This window comes from Paenibacillus kobensis NBRC 15729 (assembly GCF_004000825.1).
In the GTDB taxonomy this organism is placed as follows: Bacteria; Bacillota; Bacilli; order Paenibacillales; family Paenibacillaceae; genus Paenibacillus_T; species Paenibacillus_T kobensis.
Genome location: NZ_BILZ01000027.1, coordinates 1 through 17,123 on the forward strand (window position 1 = coordinate 1; position 17,123 = coordinate 17,123).

Consider the following 17,123-nt stretch of genomic DNA (forward strand, 5'->3'; position numbering starts at 1 on the left):
CCGCGACAGCGGCGCGGCTTCGCGCGGCGCAGCTGGCGCTCGCGGCGGCTGGAATCCAGACGGCGATTGGACGCCAACGGCGGCTCCAAGCCGGGGCGGCTCACGCGGCGGCGCGGCGGCAGGCCAGCGCAGCAACGGTTTCGCTGCTTCGAGCGATAAGCGTTCGGCAGCAACCGGCAACCCGTGGGACGACGTAGCGGCAACAGGCCGAGGCGGCGGCAGCTCACGCCAAGGAGAGAACAACCGAGGCTCCCGCAGCCAGTCGTCAACAAGCGGCAAGCGAGGCGGCTCAGGCAACGCCGGCAACGCACGCGGTGGCGGCAGAAGCGGCGGTCGTTCGAACGGCGGCGGCGGACGTCGAGGACGCTAATCACCCGAACATTGTCATCACTTAAGTGGACCAATGCTTAGACCATTCTCGCCGCCGGCGCAGCTTCATCGCTTGCCGGCGGCGATTTCCAGTTAGAAGGAGTGTTATCCGTTGTCCGATTCCTTAACAACCCATCCCGCCCTCCCGGCATCCTACATCAAGCAAACGAGGGAACTGCTCGGCGACGGAGCAGACGCTTTCCTCGCCAGCTACGATGCCCCGCGCGCGTACGGACTGCGGCTCAATCCGCTTAAGGTAAATGCGCTTCATCTCAGCGAAGGGGAGCTTAGCCGGCTGAAATCAGAGTTTGACTTGCAGCCGATCCCTTGGTGCGCGACCGGTTACTATTACGATGAGACGACCCGCCCCGGCAAGCATCCCTATCACGCCGCAGGCTTGTACTATATCCAAGAGCCTTCCGCCATGTCGGCAGCGGAAGCGCTCGATGCTCAGCCCGGCGAGACGATTCTCGATCTCGCCGCTGCGCCAGGCGGCAAAACGACTCAAATCGCTGGCGCCATGAACGGTGAAGGATTGCTGATCGCGAACGAAATCCATCCTGCCAGAGCCAAAATATTAAGCGAGAACGTCGAGCGCTGCGGCATCCGCAACGCCGTCGTTACGAGCGCCTCCCCCGATCAGCTGTCGGTACGTTTCCCGGCAATGTTCGACCGGATTATGCTCGATGCGCCATGCTCCGGCGAAGGCATGTTCCGCAAAGACCCTGACGCGATTGCCGAATGGTCGCCTGAGCATGTCCAGATGTGTGCAGCTAGACAGGCAGACATTTTGGAGCATGCTGCTATCATGCTGAAACCGGGAGGACGGCTCGTTTACTCCACCTGTACGTTCAACCGTTCCGAGAATGAAAAGGCAATGAATACGTTCGTCGCACTGCATCCCGAGTTCACACTGGTGCACACGGAGCGGCTGTGGCCGCATCAATGCAAAGGCGAAGGCCACTTCGTTGCGGTATTGACGAAATCAGCGGAAGCCGAAGACGCAGCTGCGCTGCGAAGCCCAGAGTCTGACTCCCGATCCCGCAAAGTGGGCAAACCATCGAAAACCGGCGGCAAGGCGAACCGATTCGATTTGGAACTATCATTATTTGAAGCATTCGCAAAGGACACCGTTCCTGCACTCCGATTGGGTCCCGGCGAACCCGTTCGATTCGGCGATGCCTTATACTGGTTGCCGCACGACAAGGATGGCCGCTTCACTGCCAGTTCTATGGAAGGATTGAAGGTCGTTCGTCCCGGACTCCAGCTAGGCGAACTCAAAACCAAACGAATCGAGCCCGCGCACGCGCTTGCTGTCGCTCTTCGTTCGAACGAAGCAGCCAATGCTAATACTGTCTCCTATTCGGCCGACGCACCTGAGACCGCCGCTTATCTCCGCGGCGAGGCGCTGCAGGCTGACACCGGTCTTACCGGTTGGACAATCATCACCGTCGACGGCTACCCGATTGGTTGGGCCAAAGCAAGCAATGACCAACTGAAAAACCATTTGCCCAAAGGTCTCCGCAGAATGAGCTAATCCGCAGCACTCCGCCTGCTGCATTCGAACTTGGGCAGCTGCATATGCAAATACCCGCTCATGAAATAGAGCTAAGCGTCCTGCCCGACGCTTAGCTCTATTTTGCTTTAATCAGGTTCACGTCCGCCCTCCAGAACCATCGTTCCCGCAGCACCAAATGTCCCCCCACCGCATCAACCGCGCACGTTCCGCCCATTTTATCGCCCGCATGTCCACCCTTTCCGGCCGTACAAGCAGACTCCCCCGCCGTTTATCCTGCAATTCGAGACGGATTTACCTGCAATTTCGAAGATTACGGGCGCCCATTCTTGCGAAATACGGGATAAATGTCCAATCGTTCAGGGCTGAAATTCATACTATACTGTATACCGAGCAACGAGATATAAGAACTCAACACCAGCAAGTCTCGGGGGCCGGAATTTCGAGTCAGGGAGGAATATCGCATGTCCGGTGTATACGGCGGTGGAGGTTTCACGACGGCAGGTGTCATCCTGGTTCTGTTCATTCTGCTGGTAATTGTTACTCGCGGAATCTTGTACTAATCACCAGAGCTATGCGAAACCAATACAAAAACAGCCAGGCAGCACGCTGCCTGGCTGTTTTTCCTTCTTGCTGTCTGCTACTCAGCACCGCTGCCGAGCACATAATGCATCAACGCATGTTTAACGCCATCCTCCGCATTCGACCGCGTCCCGGCATCGGCCGCCTGCTTCACTTCATCCGGAGAATTGTCCATTGCCACACCGAGCCCGGCGTAACGAAGCATCGAAATATCATTGAAGTAATTACCGATCGCCATAATCCGCTCGCGGTCAATCCCCCGCTTCAGAGCGAATTGTTCCAGCGCACTGCCTTTGCTCGATGAAGGATGTTGAATATCAATAAAATACTCCCCGCTCCGAATGACCTGCAATCCGGTATCCCAAGCCCGCCAGTCCGCTTCCACCTTATCCAGCGTCTTCGGATCGGCGAATGCCGTCAGCTTGACGATTCCGCCAGGCAGCTTCGCTCCATGCTCCACAAGAATCGGCGTAATGCCGTATTTCGCATACATATCGAGACCTTCTTGATCGATCGCTTCGAAAATATACAAATCAAATGCCGTATTCAAATCGAAATGAACGCCGTTCTCCCGGCAATACTTCACATAAGGCTCGGCCTGTTCCTGGTCAAAATCGAATTGATGAACAACGCTTCTGTCATCCGCATCGATCGTAGCCGCACCGTTATGCGTAATAATGATGCCGCCAAGCTCCAGCTCTTCCAGCAGATGATATGCGCCGTTCGGCCCGCGTCCTGTGCAGAGCATAATTTGCGCTCCGCTTAATCCTGCCGCACGCACCGCTTCGCGCGTTCCTTCCGTTAACTCATGATCGTCTGTCAGCAGCGTCCCATCTACATCGAGCGCAATCAACTCATAGCGCAGCTCTTGCCGTGTCGTCATCGTTTCACCTCTATCATCATCTTCCAGCTAAAAACAAAGTTAAAACAGCCGTTCATCCTTCCACAACCAACAACCAGCCTTGAACGATTATTGCTTATCCTATCACACCGTTCCGGCTGCTACAAGCCGATCGCCTACGTAATGCCTGCTCTGGCAACGGACTGATCCTGCTCTCACCTAATAACAGCTTTAGGATTCGATAGACCGATGCGCACGCAGCAGCTCCAGTTCCTCTTCCGTCAGCTCTCGATACTCGCCAATCGGCAGCGATTCATCGAGCGCCAGCGGTCCCATCGATATCCGCTTCAAGTAGACGACCTGTTTGCCGACCGCCTGGAACATCCGCTTAATCTGATGGAACTTCCCTTCGTGAATCGTAATCGTAATTCGCGATTCATATCCTTCGCTGTTCGGCTCGACCGAATCGACCGTCAGCTGTGCAGGCATCGTCACATAGCCATCGTCCAGTTCCACGCCTTCGGCGAACCGTTCGCGGTCTTGCAAGCTGACCGGCATATCGCCTTGAACCCGAGCCACATACGTCTTCGGCACATGCTTGCGAGGGGACAACAGCTCATGCGCGAGCTGTCCGTCGTTCGTCAGCAACAGCAGCCCTTCCGTATCTTTATCCAGCCGGCCGACCGGGAATGGAGACAATACCTGATCATCCGGAGCCAGCAGGTCGATGACGGTACGGTCACGCGTATCTTCTGTTGCGGAAACGACGCCGGGCGGCTTGTGCAGCATCAAGTAGATGACATCCCTGTAGACGACCGTCTCCCCGTTGAACACGACCTGCTGCACATCAGGCTGTACTTGCAGACCGCTGTCTTTCACGACACGGCCGTCGACCGTCACCATGCCTTGCTTGACCGCCTTCTTAATTTCGCTCCGCGTGCCATAGCCCATATTCGCCAGCAGCTTGTCCAGCCGCAGCCGCGCAGGTGCGCCCGCTTTGTCTTTTTTTGCCATTTACACCCATCTCCATCCGGCAGGAAGCTCATTCTTCAGCATACCGTCCGCATATTTGCCCCATCCAAGCGGAAAGCCGTCCACACATACGAGAGTGTAGCCTTTACCATTTGCACTTCCGTCCGTAACAGTCAATTCATCGGCATTCAAATGAACCGTCTCGCCTTTCAAATATCGCACGATCGCCGCGTCACCGGCTGATCCGTTCCACTTCCGCTTCGCTTCATCCGCCTTCAGCCCCATTGCCAGCGGCTGCGACGGCTCGAACCGATGCGGACCCGCATCACCTAAATACCAACCAGCGCGTACGACACGCAGCCCGTCTAATGACGGCACCTGCTCCGGCTGTAAATAAACGCGCGAGCCGTACATAATGAGCCTGCCCTGCCATTCTTCCGCTCCGATCAGATGATCGGCAGCGAAGCTTCGCCATGATTCCGCAGGTGATACCGCGCCAGCAGATCCGCCAGCCGGGGCAGATTTGCCGCCTCGCTGCTTTAATGCACCGCCGCTTGCAGCGCCGCCTCGCCTTCCGCCGGCCTGCTTGCCGCGCTCGTCCCGGTCGCGGCGCTCCTGCCGCCCGCTAATCCGAAGCGTTTCGCGGCGCGGCTCATCGCGCCGTCCGCGTGATTCGCCCGCCGGCAGTACCTCTCGGCCATTATCATGCGCTGATCCATCATCCGCTGACGCCAGAGCAGCCTCAGCATTGTCTTTGCGCCGAATAACTGCGGCGAAATGCCCCTCGCCATCCAGCTTATGCGGCCACAACCGGATCATCCCGCTGCTGGCGATGCCGTTCTCATCTGCCTGGCCCGCTCCATCCGCATCACCTGTAAAGCGCCAGTCTATTCCGGCCCAATCCGGTCTGCCATGCGCAAAGCCCGGCGCAAGCCGCACCGGCACTGGCTCTAGCTCCGGATGCTCGACGAGCAGCTTCGCAATCTGTGCTTCATTCTCGATCGGCGAGAACGTGCAAGTCGAATAGACGAGTACGCCTCCCGGAGCCAGCATTGCCGCAGCATGCCGCATAATGTCGCGCTGCATCGTCGAGCACCGCTCAACCGAATGCCGCTCCCATGCGGCAATCATCGATTCATCCTTGCGGAACATGCCTTCGCCCGAGCAAGGCGCATCGATCAATATCCGGTCGAACCAGCCAGCGAACACCGGAGCAAGCGATGCCGGCTCTTCGTTGAGCACGACCGCGTTGCGTACGCCGGCAAGCTCAATATTTTTCGCTAGCGCTTTCGTCCGTTCGGTTGCATTATCGTTCGTGACGAGCACGCCTGTCCCTTGCAGCTTCGCCGCGATCTGCGTCGATTTGCCGCCCGGCGCTGCACACAGGTCGAGCACGCGGTGTCCCGGCTGGACGTCCAGCAGCTCGACAGGCGCCATCGCGCTCGGCTCCTGAATATAATACAGGCCCGCATGATAATACGGATGCTTGGCTGGCCGGTCTACTTCTCCATCATAATAGCTGCCCGTCCCGCACCACGGCACCGGTCTCAGCTGGAACGGAGACTGCTGCCGCCACTTTGCAGAATCGATCTTCAAGCTGTTCGACCGAAGTCCATACAGTCTTGGCGCATCGTAGGAAGCCATGAACAGCTCGAATTCATCTCCAAGCCGCTCCTTCATTTCCCGGACGAACAGCTCCGGCAATTGCTGCTTCATCATTCGTAATCCTCCTGCTGGTCATCAAGGTCAATCGGAGGACATGCCTCCATAACGAAAACCGGGCTCACCGCAAGGCCGGCCCGGTCTTCATGTGTTGTCTTGCTTTATTCCGCTGGTTGGTTGCCGCGCTTCGCTCTAATGATCGCCGTCTCGATCTCATCGGACAGTTGCTTCAAGCCGAACACGTCTTCTTGCTCCCACAGCTCGTTGAATTTCAGTTGGAACTGGGCCGCCTCGCGGAACCGGTGGAAGAAGTATAGATGCTGGATACCGGTCAATACTTTGGACACGACATTCGACTTCTCCTCGAACCCGCGCTGCGCATCGAGAATTTCTGCCCGGATGCTGGACATCTCCGTATCGAGCAGCGATGCGGCTTCCGCCGCTTTCTTCAGTCGCTCCCTTACGTCCTCTGGCAAGCTTTCCTTATATTTGTAGTTCAGCGAATGCTCAATCGTTGCCCAGAAATTCATCGCAAGTGTCCGAATCTGAATTTCCGCCAACACCTTCTTCAGGCCGATTGCCGTCTGAACGGGATACTCCACGATCATATGGTAGCTTCGATAGCCGCTGTCCTTATAGTTTGTAATATAGTCCTTCTCATAGACGAGCGACAAATCCTGCCGAGAACGGATCAATCCGGCGACGCGATGAATGTCGTCTACGAATTGGCACATAATGCGGATGCCCGCAATGTCCTCGATGCCCGTCTCCAATTGATCCGGAGGCACCGACAGACGCTTCGACTTCTCCATGATGCTCGATATCTTTTTGACTCTGCCTGTGACGAATTCGATTGGCGCGTACGCTTCGCGCATCTTTAATTCCGCCCGCATCGTCTTTAATTTAACCTTTAATTCTTCAACAGTCTGTTCATACGGTTGCAGAAAAAAATTCCAATCTCTTCCATCCATCCGGCCGCCTCCTGATTCGATTAGTGATGACTGGAGCCTACCGCTTCCATTACGTTACGGAAGCCGTCCCGTCTAAGCCGCTCCTTCAACCCTTCAGTCAGCTCGCGGAACACATCCGGTCCTTTATAGATGAGCGCCGTATAAATTTCGACCAAACTCGCCCCCGCGCGAATTTTATCGTATGCATCATCCGCTGTAAAGATGCCACCCGAACCAATAATCGGCAGTTTGCCGCCCGTTTGGCGGTATACGGCAGAGATGACCTCCGTCGAACGGTCGCGCAGAGGCTTGCCGCTCATGCCGCCCGTCTCGCTGCGGTTCGGATGCGTCAGACCTTCGCGCGAGATGGTTGTGTTCGTTGCAATGATGCCGGATACGCCGCTACCCGCAATCGTATCAACCGTGTAACCCAACTGCTCATCCGTCATGTCAGGCGCGATTTTGACCAATACCGGCTTAACCGCCTTGGCACGACTCGCGGCTTGCTTATCCATCTCTTCCCGAACGGTCGAGAGCAGCAGCCGAAGCTCGTCGCCATGCTGAAGAGCCCGCAGGTCCGGTGTATTCGGCGAGCTGATATTGACGACGAAGAAGTCGCCGCAGTCATACAGCTTCTGGATGCAAAGGCGATAATCCTCGTGCGCCAGCTCGTTAGGCGTCGTTTTGTTCTTGCCGATATTGACCGCAAGCGGCAAGCTGCGGTTGCGCCGGCGCGACAGCTTATCCGCCATCGCATCCGCGCCTTCATTATTAAAGCCCATTCGGTTAATCAGCGCTTCGTCTGAAGGGAGCCGGAACAGCCGCGGAAGATCGTTGCCCGCCTGGCCTTTCGGCGTTACGGTTCCAACTTCCATGAACGAAAGTCCGACATTCGCAAAGCCGTCCGTCGCTGCGCCGTTCTTGTCCAGACCGGCCGCAAGTCCTACCGGATGCGCAAAGTTCAAGCCAAGCAGGCTGACAGCCAGCTCAGGCGAGGGCTTGACGCCGTACATCGAGCGCAGCATCGCCAGCGCGCCCGGAATGCGTGGCGCTGCCGCAAGCCCGTCGATCGTTAGATGATGCGCCCGCTCAGCATCGAGCGAGAACATGAAAGGTTTGAAAATTTTGGTATACAACAATGGTGTTCACTCCGTTCATTAAGCTACAGGTCGTTTATTCTCTAACGTTCAGTTTATCTGTTTCTTAAACAAAAGAAAAGAGCCGCGAACGCCCGCAGCTCTTCATTCTGTCTTGCAGGCGGACAAGTAAACGATTACAATATTAGTGATCGATTTATTATTTTCTATTGTCCGATAGAAAGGGTGATGGGCATGAGCGCACCGAAACGCAAAGCGCCAGCAATGAAAGCAAAGCCAGTTGAAGCCGTGAACAAGAAGCTTCTGATCTGGCTAGGTTCGATTGTAGGCGTAGTTATCGTCGGTATGGCACTTCTACTCATTCTGAACAACGCCTAGTCGGCGGCTCAGTCCAGCCATGCATACGTACGTAGGGGGTTTGTCTCGTCCTGCTTCGGATCCAGCCGGAATCGGCTTTCGGGAACCGATACAGCGTCGGGCAAGCCCCCTTGTTGTATCGTCACCTTCGTGCCGAGCGGAACGAGGTCGAACAGCTCTTCAATATCCTCGCGGCTCATCCGGACGCAGCCGAGCGATTCGTCCGCTCCTACAGACAATGGCTCGTCGGTTCCGTGAATAGCGTACCGGGTATCCGATAGCGTCATCCCTCTGCTTCCGAATGGACCGTCATCGCGTCCGTTCGGGTTTTTTACTTTCTCGCTAATATAAAAGGTGCCTTTCGGCGTCCGGTCTCCGCCAAGGCCGACTTTGTACGACCGGACGATGACATTGCCGCTGAGTACGGCTAGCCGGTGCGCGCTCTTATCGACAATAATGCGCAGCGGATCAGCTGATAAGCCGGAAGAGGTGCCACTGCTGCTAGCCGGCTTCTGGGATGAAGCCTTCTCTCCTCCTTGGGCTGAGGAACCGGATTTGCCGCCGCCAGTCGCCTTTTCGCCCGATCCGCTGGCAGAAGCCGCATCCTGCATCTGTGCAAGCAACTGAGCGAACATCGCTTGCATTAATGGCGTATCACCGGAAAGCGTATTGTTCGGATAAGGCTGAACAAGATCTGCCATCGATGCCGGCCACTTGTCCGTCCGATTATTGTATTGGCGGATCGCACTCGACAGCGTCCAGCGCTGCTCCTGCTCCTGGCTCCACCGTTCATAGGCTTCATAGGATTCGGCGGCGTCAGCAGGTGTGCAATCGCACAACCGCGACTCATACCAATTCATCTCCATTACGCCGCCCTGCGTCGTCTGCTCCACAGCGAACAACAGCTCCGTTGCTCCGTTCCAATTGCGCCAGCTGTCTAGCGGAGCAAGTTTCGCCGCAATGCCCAGCGCCGCACGCTTCTCATCTGCAGTCAGCTTGACCATCGCTGCGCCGAGGTCCGTATTCTCCGTCGAATCGACGTAGACGACGCCTACTGCGGCGGCATCGAGAGGCCTTGTATGGGACGGCGCAGCCTCTTCCTGCTTATCATGCCTCAGCGGCAACAGCAGCGACAATAGCAGCAGCACCGCTGCAATAGCTCCCCAACGAAAGAGCAGCCTGCGCTTGCGGGCATGGCGCAGCCATTCCATTGCATGCTCAGCTTGAGCCCGCACTTGTTCCTGAGCTTCTGACAACGGATCGCGCCTTTGCTCGAATGCTTCGAATATATCTCCTGCCTGAATGAAACAATAATTCGCTTTCGCCAGCTTTCCCTGCTCTTCATAGTACTTGCCCAACAAATACCAGCCCATTTGATTGTCGGGATGTCTCTTTACGTATTGTTTTAGATGCTCCGAATGCCGAATCGGCTCCATGGTCGCACACCTCTCCCCGCGGATAACCTAATCTCTATTAGTTATATCGGCGGAGAGGTGCATTTCGATAATTTTTAAAATCATCACCTGACGACCAGGTTTGAGGCTCCATATAAAGGAAGGCTAATTTTCAAAGCGTTTTATTAGGCCGTTCGGCAGCGTCCAGTCTGTACGAACATCCAATAAAAAAAGCCTTGTCCGCATCGGACAAGGCTCTCGTTCACTTAACAAGGATTAGGCATTGAACGGATCATCGGCAATCTTGATGGAATCCGTCGGGCAACCGTCCGCTGCATCCTGCAGGTCGTCGAACAGATCCTCTGGAATTACCTTCGTTCCCGTGTTACCGTCGCCGTCGTAAATCGTTTCGGCGAGTCCTTCATCGTCATAATCGTAAATATCAGGAGCCGTCGCGCCGCAAGCGCCGCATGCGATGCATGTATCTTTATCGACCCAAGTAAATTTACCCATCGTGAACCCTCCTTATTTATTGCGTAAGCTGGCTGGCATCATTATATCGTAATAATGCGAATTAGGTAGCTTGTGCATCGTCAAAACCTTCAATCATCACTATATAACATATGCTCGTCTGTTTGCAAGGATGTCCCTCTAATTCGCTTATTTCGAATTAATGCAGACGGATCATCGCCCAGCATGCCTGCCGTAAGCACTGCTCCTTCGCCGAATTTGTCGCGCAAGGCATCCATCGCCTTGGTCAACGCTTCCTTCTTCGGCTGCTCTTCATAATCGAACAGATCGAGCTGAACCGCCGTCTCGTCGCGCGATGACAGCTGAGATAGCGTAACGCCGAGCAGCCGGACCGGTTCGCCTGCCGTCCAGTTGGCATCGAACAGCTTGCAAGCTTCCTTATAAAATATATCCGCCGCTTCCGACGGTACATCCAGCGTCGCGGAACGCTGAATCGTCGACATATCCGGCCGCCGGATCGTCACCTGCACAACCTTGGCCATCAGCTTCTGCCGCCGCAGCCGGCGTCCCGTCTGATCGGCTAGATTCAGCAGTACGCGGTGCGCGTCCGCCCGCTTCGTCAGATCCGCAGGGAGCGTCGTCGTGTGGCCGATCGACTTGTTCTTCTCGCGCCCTTCTTTCACAGGGGAATCGTCCTGTCCATGTGCCGCTGCTTTCATCCAAGCCCCATAGACGCCGAACTGCCGAGCGAGCAGCGCTTCATCCGCTGCGGCAAGCTCGCCGATCGTCATAATGTTGAGCTTGCGGAGCTTGTCGGCCGTCTTGCGCCCGATGCCGAACAGCGTATCGCATGGCTTGTCCCACAGCTGTCTCGGAACGTCCCGTATGCGCAAAATGGTCAAGCCGTTCGGCTTATGCATGTCCGACGCCATCTTCGCGAGCAGCTTATTCGGCGCCACGCCGATCGAACACGGCAGCGACCATTCCGTCCGTATTCTTTCCTGAATCACCTTCGCTATCTCAAGCGGAGTCCCGAATTGCTTGGAGCCTGTTATATCCAAATAACACTCGTCGATCGATGTTGCCTCGACTAGCGGTGTATATTGCGTTGCAACCGACATAAATCCGCGCGAATATTTCCGGTACAGATCGAAGTCCGGCTGGATCAGAATAAGCTCCGGACATAGTCTCGTCGCCTGCCGGACCGTCATCCCCGTCCTTACGCCCCGCCTTCTAGCCGCGTAGGAGCATGTAACGACGATTCCTTTGCGAAGCTCGACGCTTCCGGCGACCGCCGTTGGCTTATCCCGGTACAGATGCGGCTCTTCCGCTTCATGTACAGAGCAATAAAACGCGTTCATATCCAGATGAAGAATGACGCGTCCTTTTGCCGGATAATACTGCTGAGTTTCGTCCATGCCGCAAGCCTCCCTTCCATCGTACCTTCGTACTGCTGCCGACAACTGGTTACCCTCAGCATACATTCGAATCCAGTTCACGGCAATGCGAACATCGGCTGCAAAAAAAATAGCGCTTCCTCTCTACATTCGTTTACACAAATGGTATAATGGAAATTATGACTTGCCTACGGTAATTGATTGAAGGAGGAGACGTCCCGGCTATGACTAATGCCATTTCGATCTTTGATACGACGCTGCGTGACGGCACACAAGGTGAAGGAATCAGCTTGTCTGCGGAAGATAAAATCAAAATAGCGCTGAAGCTGGATGCTTTGGGCGTTCATTATATTGAAGGCGGCAATCCCGGCAGCAACGGTAAAGACATTGAATTCTTCCAACGCGCGAAGAGCCTCGGGCTCCGCGCCAAGCTGACCGCTTTCGGCAGCACGCGCCGCAAGAACAGCCTGGCTGAGCAAGATTCGAGCTTGCTCCGAATCGTCGAATCCGGTGTGCCCGCTGCGACGCTCGTCGGCAAATCGTGGGATTTCCACGTTCATACCGCACTTCAGACGACGCTCGAAGAGAACCTGTCGATGATTTTCGATTCCATCGCATTCTTGAAACGCAACAGTATTGAAGCCATGTTCGATGCGGAGCATTTCTTCGACGGCTTCAAGAACAACCCTGAATATGCAATTTCGGTATTGCAGCATGCGCAAGATGCCGGCGCCGATTGGCTCGTCCTGTGCGACACGAACGGCGGCACCCTGCCAGGCGAAATTCATGACATTGTGACGCAAGTACGCCGTGCGATTAACGCTCCGATCGGCATTCATACGCACAATGACTGCGAACTTGCCGTTGCGAATACGCTCGCAGCTGTACAAGCCGGTGCCCGTCAAGTGCAGGGCACGATCAACGGCTACGGCGAACGGTGCGGCAACGCTAACCTGTGCTCCATCATTCCGAACCTGCAATTGAAGATGGGCTATGATTGTATCTCCGAGCAGCAGCTGCAAGCGTTGACCGGTACGGCCCGCTACATCAGCGAGATCGCGAACGTACATATGCCAGTCGGCCAGCCTTACGTTGGCAACGCGGCATTCGCCCATAAGGGCGGCATTCACGTATCTGCTATTATGAAAGACTCCAAGACGTACGAGCATATCGTACCGGAGCTTGTCGGCAACAAGCAGCGCATCCTCGTCTCGGAGCTTGCCGGACAGAGCAATATTGTCTCGAAGGCACATCAGCTAGGACTCGACGTTAATGCCAATACCGAGAAGACCAAAGAAATTATGAACCGCATCAAGGACCTCGAGCATCAAGGGTACCAATTCGAAGGCGCTGACGCCTCGCTGGAACTGCTGCTGCGCGAAGCTTACGGCGAATCAACCGAACTGTTCAAGGTTGAATCGTTCAAGATGCTCGTCGACAAGACGAACGGCCATATGGTGTCCGAAGCGATCGTGAAGATTTCGGTCGACGGCGAGATCGTTTACACGGCTGCTGAAGGCAACGGTCCGGTGAACGCCCTTGACAATGCGCTGCGCAAGGCGCTTGTCCAATTTTATCCGGAAATCAAGAACATCCATCTGTCCGACTACAAGGTACGCGTTATCGACGAGAAGGATGCAACAGCCGCAAAGGTTCGCGTACTCGTCGAATCGTCCGACTTCGAGAATACATGGAGCACGGTCGGCGTATCCAGCAACGTCATCGAAGCAAGCTGGGAAGCGCTCGTCGACAGTATCCGCTACGCCTTGCTCGGTATGTCCAAGATCGAACCGGTGAATGCAGACTCGAGCGAACGGCTTGGTCTTGTGAACCACTAATACGCGAATGCTAAGAAACCTCCAGATAACACCGCACGTTACAACGTGCGATGCTGTCTGGAGGTTTTATTTAGGTAGAACAAAAAAGCAACAGGCTGCATACGGCAACCTGCTGCTTGTTATTAAACCGATGCGTGTATCTTAACCGTTCGCATATTGTTGTACGAAACGATCGATATCTTCCGCCGTAATGATGCCGTTCACCCGTTCCACAATCATGCCGTTCTTGTCGACGACCAGAGTCGTTGGGAACTGACTGACTTTATATTGCTCAATAGCCTTGCCGTCGCGGTCCATTAGAATCGGGAAAGTCAGCTTCTGGTCCTCCACGAATTGCCGCGCATCCCGCTCACGGTCTTGGCTCGTAGCATTGATGCCGAGTATTTGCAGCTGACTGGCGTGCTTCTCGAACGATTGTTGAAGCTCCGGCGCCTCAAGCTCGCACGGGCCGCACCACGCAGCCCAGAAATTGATAAGTGTCAGCTTATCTTGAGGTCCGCCAACCGTAATATCCGCATCCTGCAAATCCGGCAGATCGAGTACTGGCGCAGCGTAGCCCGTCTTAGGCTTCGTATCGACTGTTGTCGCATCTGCCTCTTTGTTCGTATATTGCGTAATGGCGACAACAACCAGCCCGAGGATGACGAGAATAGCCAAATACGTTTTTTGATTACGTTTCATATGCTGTCCATATCCTTTCATTAATGACGCTTGTCCGATCTTATAACTGCTAACATGTTACCATGCTCTAAGTCTCAAGCTCAAGCGAGCAGTATGCAGCAGCGGAACCGATACAAGCGAAGTTCATGAATATGCCACAATCATCTGCGATAAAGCACGATTCTTCAACCCCTCCATGTTATTGTCGGCTTCGTCCAGCAGGTTTATCCTGAATCGACACTCAGGTATACTTAGGGAATATATCTATCTCATTCAAACGGCTAGGAGAAACTTACCGATGAACCCATCATCTCATCGCGATTCTGAACCTGTTGTTCCAGCTGCAACATCAAACGAAATGAAGCTGACGATTTCTCACGACATCTATATATCAATCGCAGCGCATTGCGAGAGCGATCTCCCGAATGAAGCCTGCGGTTTGTTAATTAGCAGCCGTTCAAGCTTGGCCGTTGAGCGGTTCATTCCGATCCCGAACCGCCATCCCCAGCCGCGCCATTCCTTTTCATTCGATCCTATGGCTTGGACTTCAGCTATATACGAACTGGACCGCCTCGGACAGAAGGTGATCGGTTATTATCACAGCCACCCCAGCACACCAGCTATACCGTCCGTCTACGATGCTGCCGGCCTACCTGGATCCGGCTCGGCGTTGATGCTCATCCTCTCCTTCGCATCCCCCATACCGGAAGCACGTGCATACCAGTTGACGCGTGGCGCTTATCCCGACACGATACTTTCGGAGATCAATCTGATAATTGACTAAATAACTCCGTTCACGAGTCCCGCAATAAGCGCTATCGGCACTTATTAAAGTAATTACAATAAAAAGGCAGCTCACTTGAGCTGCCTAAGAATGCATTCAATTAAAGGAGCAAGGATTACCGCTCCGCCCATCATGATCTCCCTAGAATTGGAGCGGATGGGCAGGCACGGAGGCGGAGTGTGCGGTGTCGGGCTGTAGAAACGGAGTGTTCGCCTTTGTCCTCGAGTTGTCACCATTTCTGGTTTCACAAGTTCAAGCAACTCGAAGACAACAGCGATCGAAAGACCGACACCGCACGCGCAGCCGGCTGCAATCCATACTCCATACTCCCTACTCCCTGCTCCCTACTCCTCACTCTGCACTTCACATACCAACCCTTTATTTGCTCAAATAAGCATACAAATCCCCGAGCGTCACAACATTTCTCTCCGCAATACGCTCCAAATACACCAGCCACAGTTTTGCCGTCATCATCGAATCCTCCAGCGCATGATGCCGGCCAAGGATCGGAATGCCGGCGCTCTGGAGCAACTCATCCAAGCCGTAGCCGTCTGGACGTTTTGGATCCAGCCACTTCGCAATCATCATCGTATCCAGCAACCGGTGATTCAGCTGCACTTTCGACGTTCGCCATAAAGCTGCATTCAGAAACTGTTTATCATGTCCGCTCCCATGTGCGATCAGCACCCGCCTGCCGATAAACTCCATAAAATCGTGCAGCACTTGCATGAGATCGGGCGAGTTTTCCGCCATCTCGTTCGTAATGCCGGTAAGGGTGGTAATATGCATTGGAATACGGCGTTTCGGATTAACTAAACTATAGAAAGACTCGTTCTCGTAAATTTCATCGCCCTTGATAAGCACGCCGCCGAACGAGATGATTTCATCGTCATTATATGGGTAAAAGCCCGTCGTCTCCAGATCGAAGACGACGATCTCCAACTCGCGCAGCGGAACTTCGAGCGTTGAGTGCTTACGCTGCTCTTTTGCCATCGAACGGATAAACGCCATCTGCTGCGCATTAGGAGAACCGAGCATTGATGCGATGGCAGGTGTAATTCCGCCCATTTTATACAGATGCCACATCCGCCCGGCGCCCTTCTGTTCCTTCATTCTCCGTCCCCTCCGAATTACCTGAACCTGCCTGAAGCCTGTTTGAAGACGCGCCGCTGCAACCTCTGACCGACACGCAATCCTTCTTTCAACTCTGCAATCATGTCGCGTGTCAACTTTCTTACGGTCAGCTTGCCGTTATTGGCATACATCCCCATCTCCTGCTTCTCCGTTGCCATCAGACGCAGCTTCAGAAATAATCGAAACGCACGCTCGTACGATTCCGCCTCCGATTCTGTCAGTATGCCAGCCTCCCGCAGTTCCGCCATCCTCTTCAATGTGGAAGTGCTGCGAATGTCCTGCCGAATCGCCAACAGCCGAATAGCGTTCACCATCGGAATATACGCTCCGTATTTCATATCCAGGCTGCCCGCGTCCTCCCCGTACTGCTCCTTGAGCAGTTGACCGAACACGCCGATAAGCACTTTGTGACGCATCGTATTGTCCAGCATACGTTGCACAATGACCGGATGCTTCAACATGTCATGATTAAAAGTGTCGCGCAAACGCGCCACGAGATCATCCGCACCATACACACAGCGCCCGTCCGCTACAATAAGCAATTGCCGAACCGATTCCCAAGCCGGCTCGTCAAACCATCCGTTTAGCTGCTCTACCCACTGCGCCAGCGACATCCCCCACTCTGGATGATCGCTGAGCACATTCCCTTCGCAGCGCGGAAACCCTAGCCGTTCCAACAGAATAACGATCTGCTTCGACAGCTCCGCAAAATAATGACGGTACGCCTCCGCCTCTTCCGGGCTCGATCCGTCGTCATAGACAAGACCGCTGTCCTGATCGCTGGACAGCGTCTGCTCTCCCCTTCCGCCGCTGCCGAACAAAATATACGCATAAGGCACGGGGGGAAAACCCATCCCAGCCCGTGCCAAATCTGCTTCTGCGAGCGCTATGGAACGCCGGATCAGCGCATCATAGTACTCGTTCAGCTCGGTATAAAATTGTTCGACCGGCAGTTCGGACAGCACCGCTGCCATTCGTGCGTTTACATGATCCCGCAGGCTGCGCAGCGCGTCCGCGTCGACGGCATTGCCGATCGACTGCAGCAGCTGCGACCGATGCGGATCGCTCATGCGCCGTCCTCTCCCCTCGGTCAATGTCC

Annotated in this window: 16 protein-coding genes and 1 pseudogene; 6 read left to right on the forward strand and 11 right to left on the reverse strand. The window is 54.9% G+C overall.

The annotated features are described in order from the left end of the window. The 3 genes and pseudogenes from PKO01S_RS28820 to PKO01S_RS16180 all read left to right on the forward strand — a co-directional run. Positions 1-370: pseudogene (locus tag PKO01S_RS28820) on the forward strand (hypothetical protein); the annotation flags it as partial. A gap of 111 nt (positions 371-481) precedes the next feature. Further along, complete coding sequence (locus PKO01S_RS16175; protein ID WP_127532476.1) at positions 482-1,906, forward strand: RsmF rRNA methyltransferase first C-terminal domain-containing protein; 1,425 nt, start codon at positions 482-484, stop codon at positions 1,904-1,906. 443 nt (positions 1,907-2,349) lie between these two features. Next, positions 2,350-2,448 (forward strand): hypothetical protein, encoded by a 99-nt coding sequence (locus PKO01S_RS16180; RefSeq protein ID WP_006036210.1) that lies wholly within the window; start codon positions 2,350-2,352, stop codon positions 2,446-2,448. Positions 2,449-2,525: 77 nt separating this feature from the next. Here PKO01S_RS16180 and PKO01S_RS16185 read toward each other — a convergent pair whose 3' ends face one another. The 5 genes from PKO01S_RS16185 to PKO01S_RS16205 form a co-directional block, all read right to left on the reverse strand. Beyond that, positions 2,526-3,350, reverse strand: a complete 825-nt coding sequence (locus PKO01S_RS16185; RefSeq protein WP_174818581.1) for a Cof-type HAD-IIB family hydrolase — start codon at positions 3,348-3,350, stop codon at positions 2,526-2,528. A 189-nt stretch (positions 3,351-3,539) separates the two neighbouring features. Beyond that, positions 3,540-4,322: a pseudouridine synthase gene (locus tag PKO01S_RS16190; protein ID WP_127532477.1), complete on the reverse strand. Its 783-nt coding sequence runs from the start codon at positions 4,320-4,322 to the stop codon at positions 3,540-3,542. After that, positions 4,323-5,996 carry an RsmB/NOP family class I SAM-dependent RNA methyltransferase gene (locus tag PKO01S_RS16195; protein WP_127532544.1) on the reverse strand — a complete coding sequence of 558 codons (1,674 nt, stop codon included), beginning with the start codon at positions 5,994-5,996 and terminating at the stop codon, positions 4,323-4,325. It abuts the gene before it with no gap. 107 nt (positions 5,997-6,103) lie between these two features. Next, complete coding sequence (locus tag PKO01S_RS16200) at positions 6,104-6,913, reverse strand: GTP pyrophosphokinase (RefSeq protein WP_127532478.1); 810 nt, start codon at positions 6,911-6,913, stop codon at positions 6,104-6,106. 20 nt (positions 6,914-6,933) lie between these two features. Beyond that, positions 6,934-8,031 (reverse strand): quinone-dependent dihydroorotate dehydrogenase, encoded by a 1,098-nt coding sequence (locus PKO01S_RS16205; protein WP_127532479.1) that lies wholly within the window; start codon positions 8,029-8,031, stop codon positions 6,934-6,936. 192 nt (positions 8,032-8,223) lie between these two features. Here PKO01S_RS16205 and PKO01S_RS28825 point away from each other — a divergent pair, with 192 nt between their 5' ends. After that, positions 8,224-8,367 (forward strand): hypothetical protein, encoded by a 144-nt coding sequence (locus PKO01S_RS28825; RefSeq protein ID WP_164779633.1) that lies wholly within the window; start codon positions 8,224-8,226, stop codon positions 8,365-8,367. 8 nt (positions 8,368-8,375) lie between these two features. Here the strand turns inward: PKO01S_RS28825 and PKO01S_RS16210 are convergent, their stop codons facing one another. The 3 genes from PKO01S_RS16210 to PKO01S_RS16220 form a co-directional block, all read right to left on the reverse strand. Next, a complete protein-coding gene (locus PKO01S_RS16210) occupies positions 8,376-9,782 on the reverse strand; it encodes a L,D-transpeptidase family protein (protein WP_127532480.1) in 1,407 nt (468 codons plus the stop codon). Positions 9,783-10,016: 234 nt separating this feature from the next. After that, positions 10,017-10,253 (reverse strand): ferredoxin, encoded by a 237-nt coding sequence (locus tag PKO01S_RS16215; protein ID WP_127532481.1) that lies wholly within the window; start codon positions 10,251-10,253, stop codon positions 10,017-10,019. An 89-nt stretch (positions 10,254-10,342) separates the two neighbouring features. Continuing rightward, positions 10,343-11,629, reverse strand: a complete 1,287-nt coding sequence (locus tag PKO01S_RS16220) for a DNA polymerase IV (protein ID WP_127532482.1) — start codon at positions 11,627-11,629, stop codon at positions 10,343-10,345. 203 nt (positions 11,630-11,832) lie between these two features. Here PKO01S_RS16220 and cimA point away from each other — a divergent pair, with 203 nt between their 5' ends. Continuing rightward, positions 11,833-13,446, forward strand: coding sequence for a citramalate synthase (gene cimA / locus PKO01S_RS16225; protein WP_127532483.1), 1,614 nt, complete (start codon positions 11,833-11,835; stop codon positions 13,444-13,446). A gap of 141 nt (positions 13,447-13,587) precedes the next feature. On the opposite strand, the gene PKO01S_RS16230 is transcribed toward cimA, so the two are convergent. Then, positions 13,588-14,127: a TlpA family protein disulfide reductase gene (locus PKO01S_RS16230; RefSeq protein ID WP_127532484.1), complete on the reverse strand. Its 540-nt coding sequence runs from the start codon at positions 14,125-14,127 to the stop codon at positions 13,588-13,590. 277 nt (positions 14,128-14,404) lie between these two features. On the opposite strand from PKO01S_RS16230, the gene PKO01S_RS16235 reads away from it, so the two are divergent. Then, positions 14,405-14,890: a M67 family metallopeptidase gene (locus PKO01S_RS16235; RefSeq protein ID WP_164779634.1), complete on the forward strand. Its 486-nt coding sequence runs from the start codon at positions 14,405-14,407 to the stop codon at positions 14,888-14,890. 378 nt (positions 14,891-15,268) lie between these two features. Here PKO01S_RS16235 and PKO01S_RS16240 read toward each other — a convergent pair whose 3' ends face one another. After that, positions 15,269-16,003 carry an exonuclease domain-containing protein gene (locus PKO01S_RS16240; RefSeq protein WP_127532486.1) on the reverse strand — a complete coding sequence of 245 codons (735 nt, stop codon included), beginning with the start codon at positions 16,001-16,003 and terminating at the stop codon, positions 15,269-15,271. A gap of 17 nt (positions 16,004-16,020) precedes the next feature. Further along, positions 16,021-17,094 (reverse strand): DUF294 nucleotidyltransferase-like domain-containing protein, encoded by a 1,074-nt coding sequence (locus PKO01S_RS16245; RefSeq protein ID WP_127532487.1) that lies wholly within the window; start codon positions 17,092-17,094, stop codon positions 16,021-16,023. Positions 17,095-17,123 lie beyond the last annotated feature (29 nt).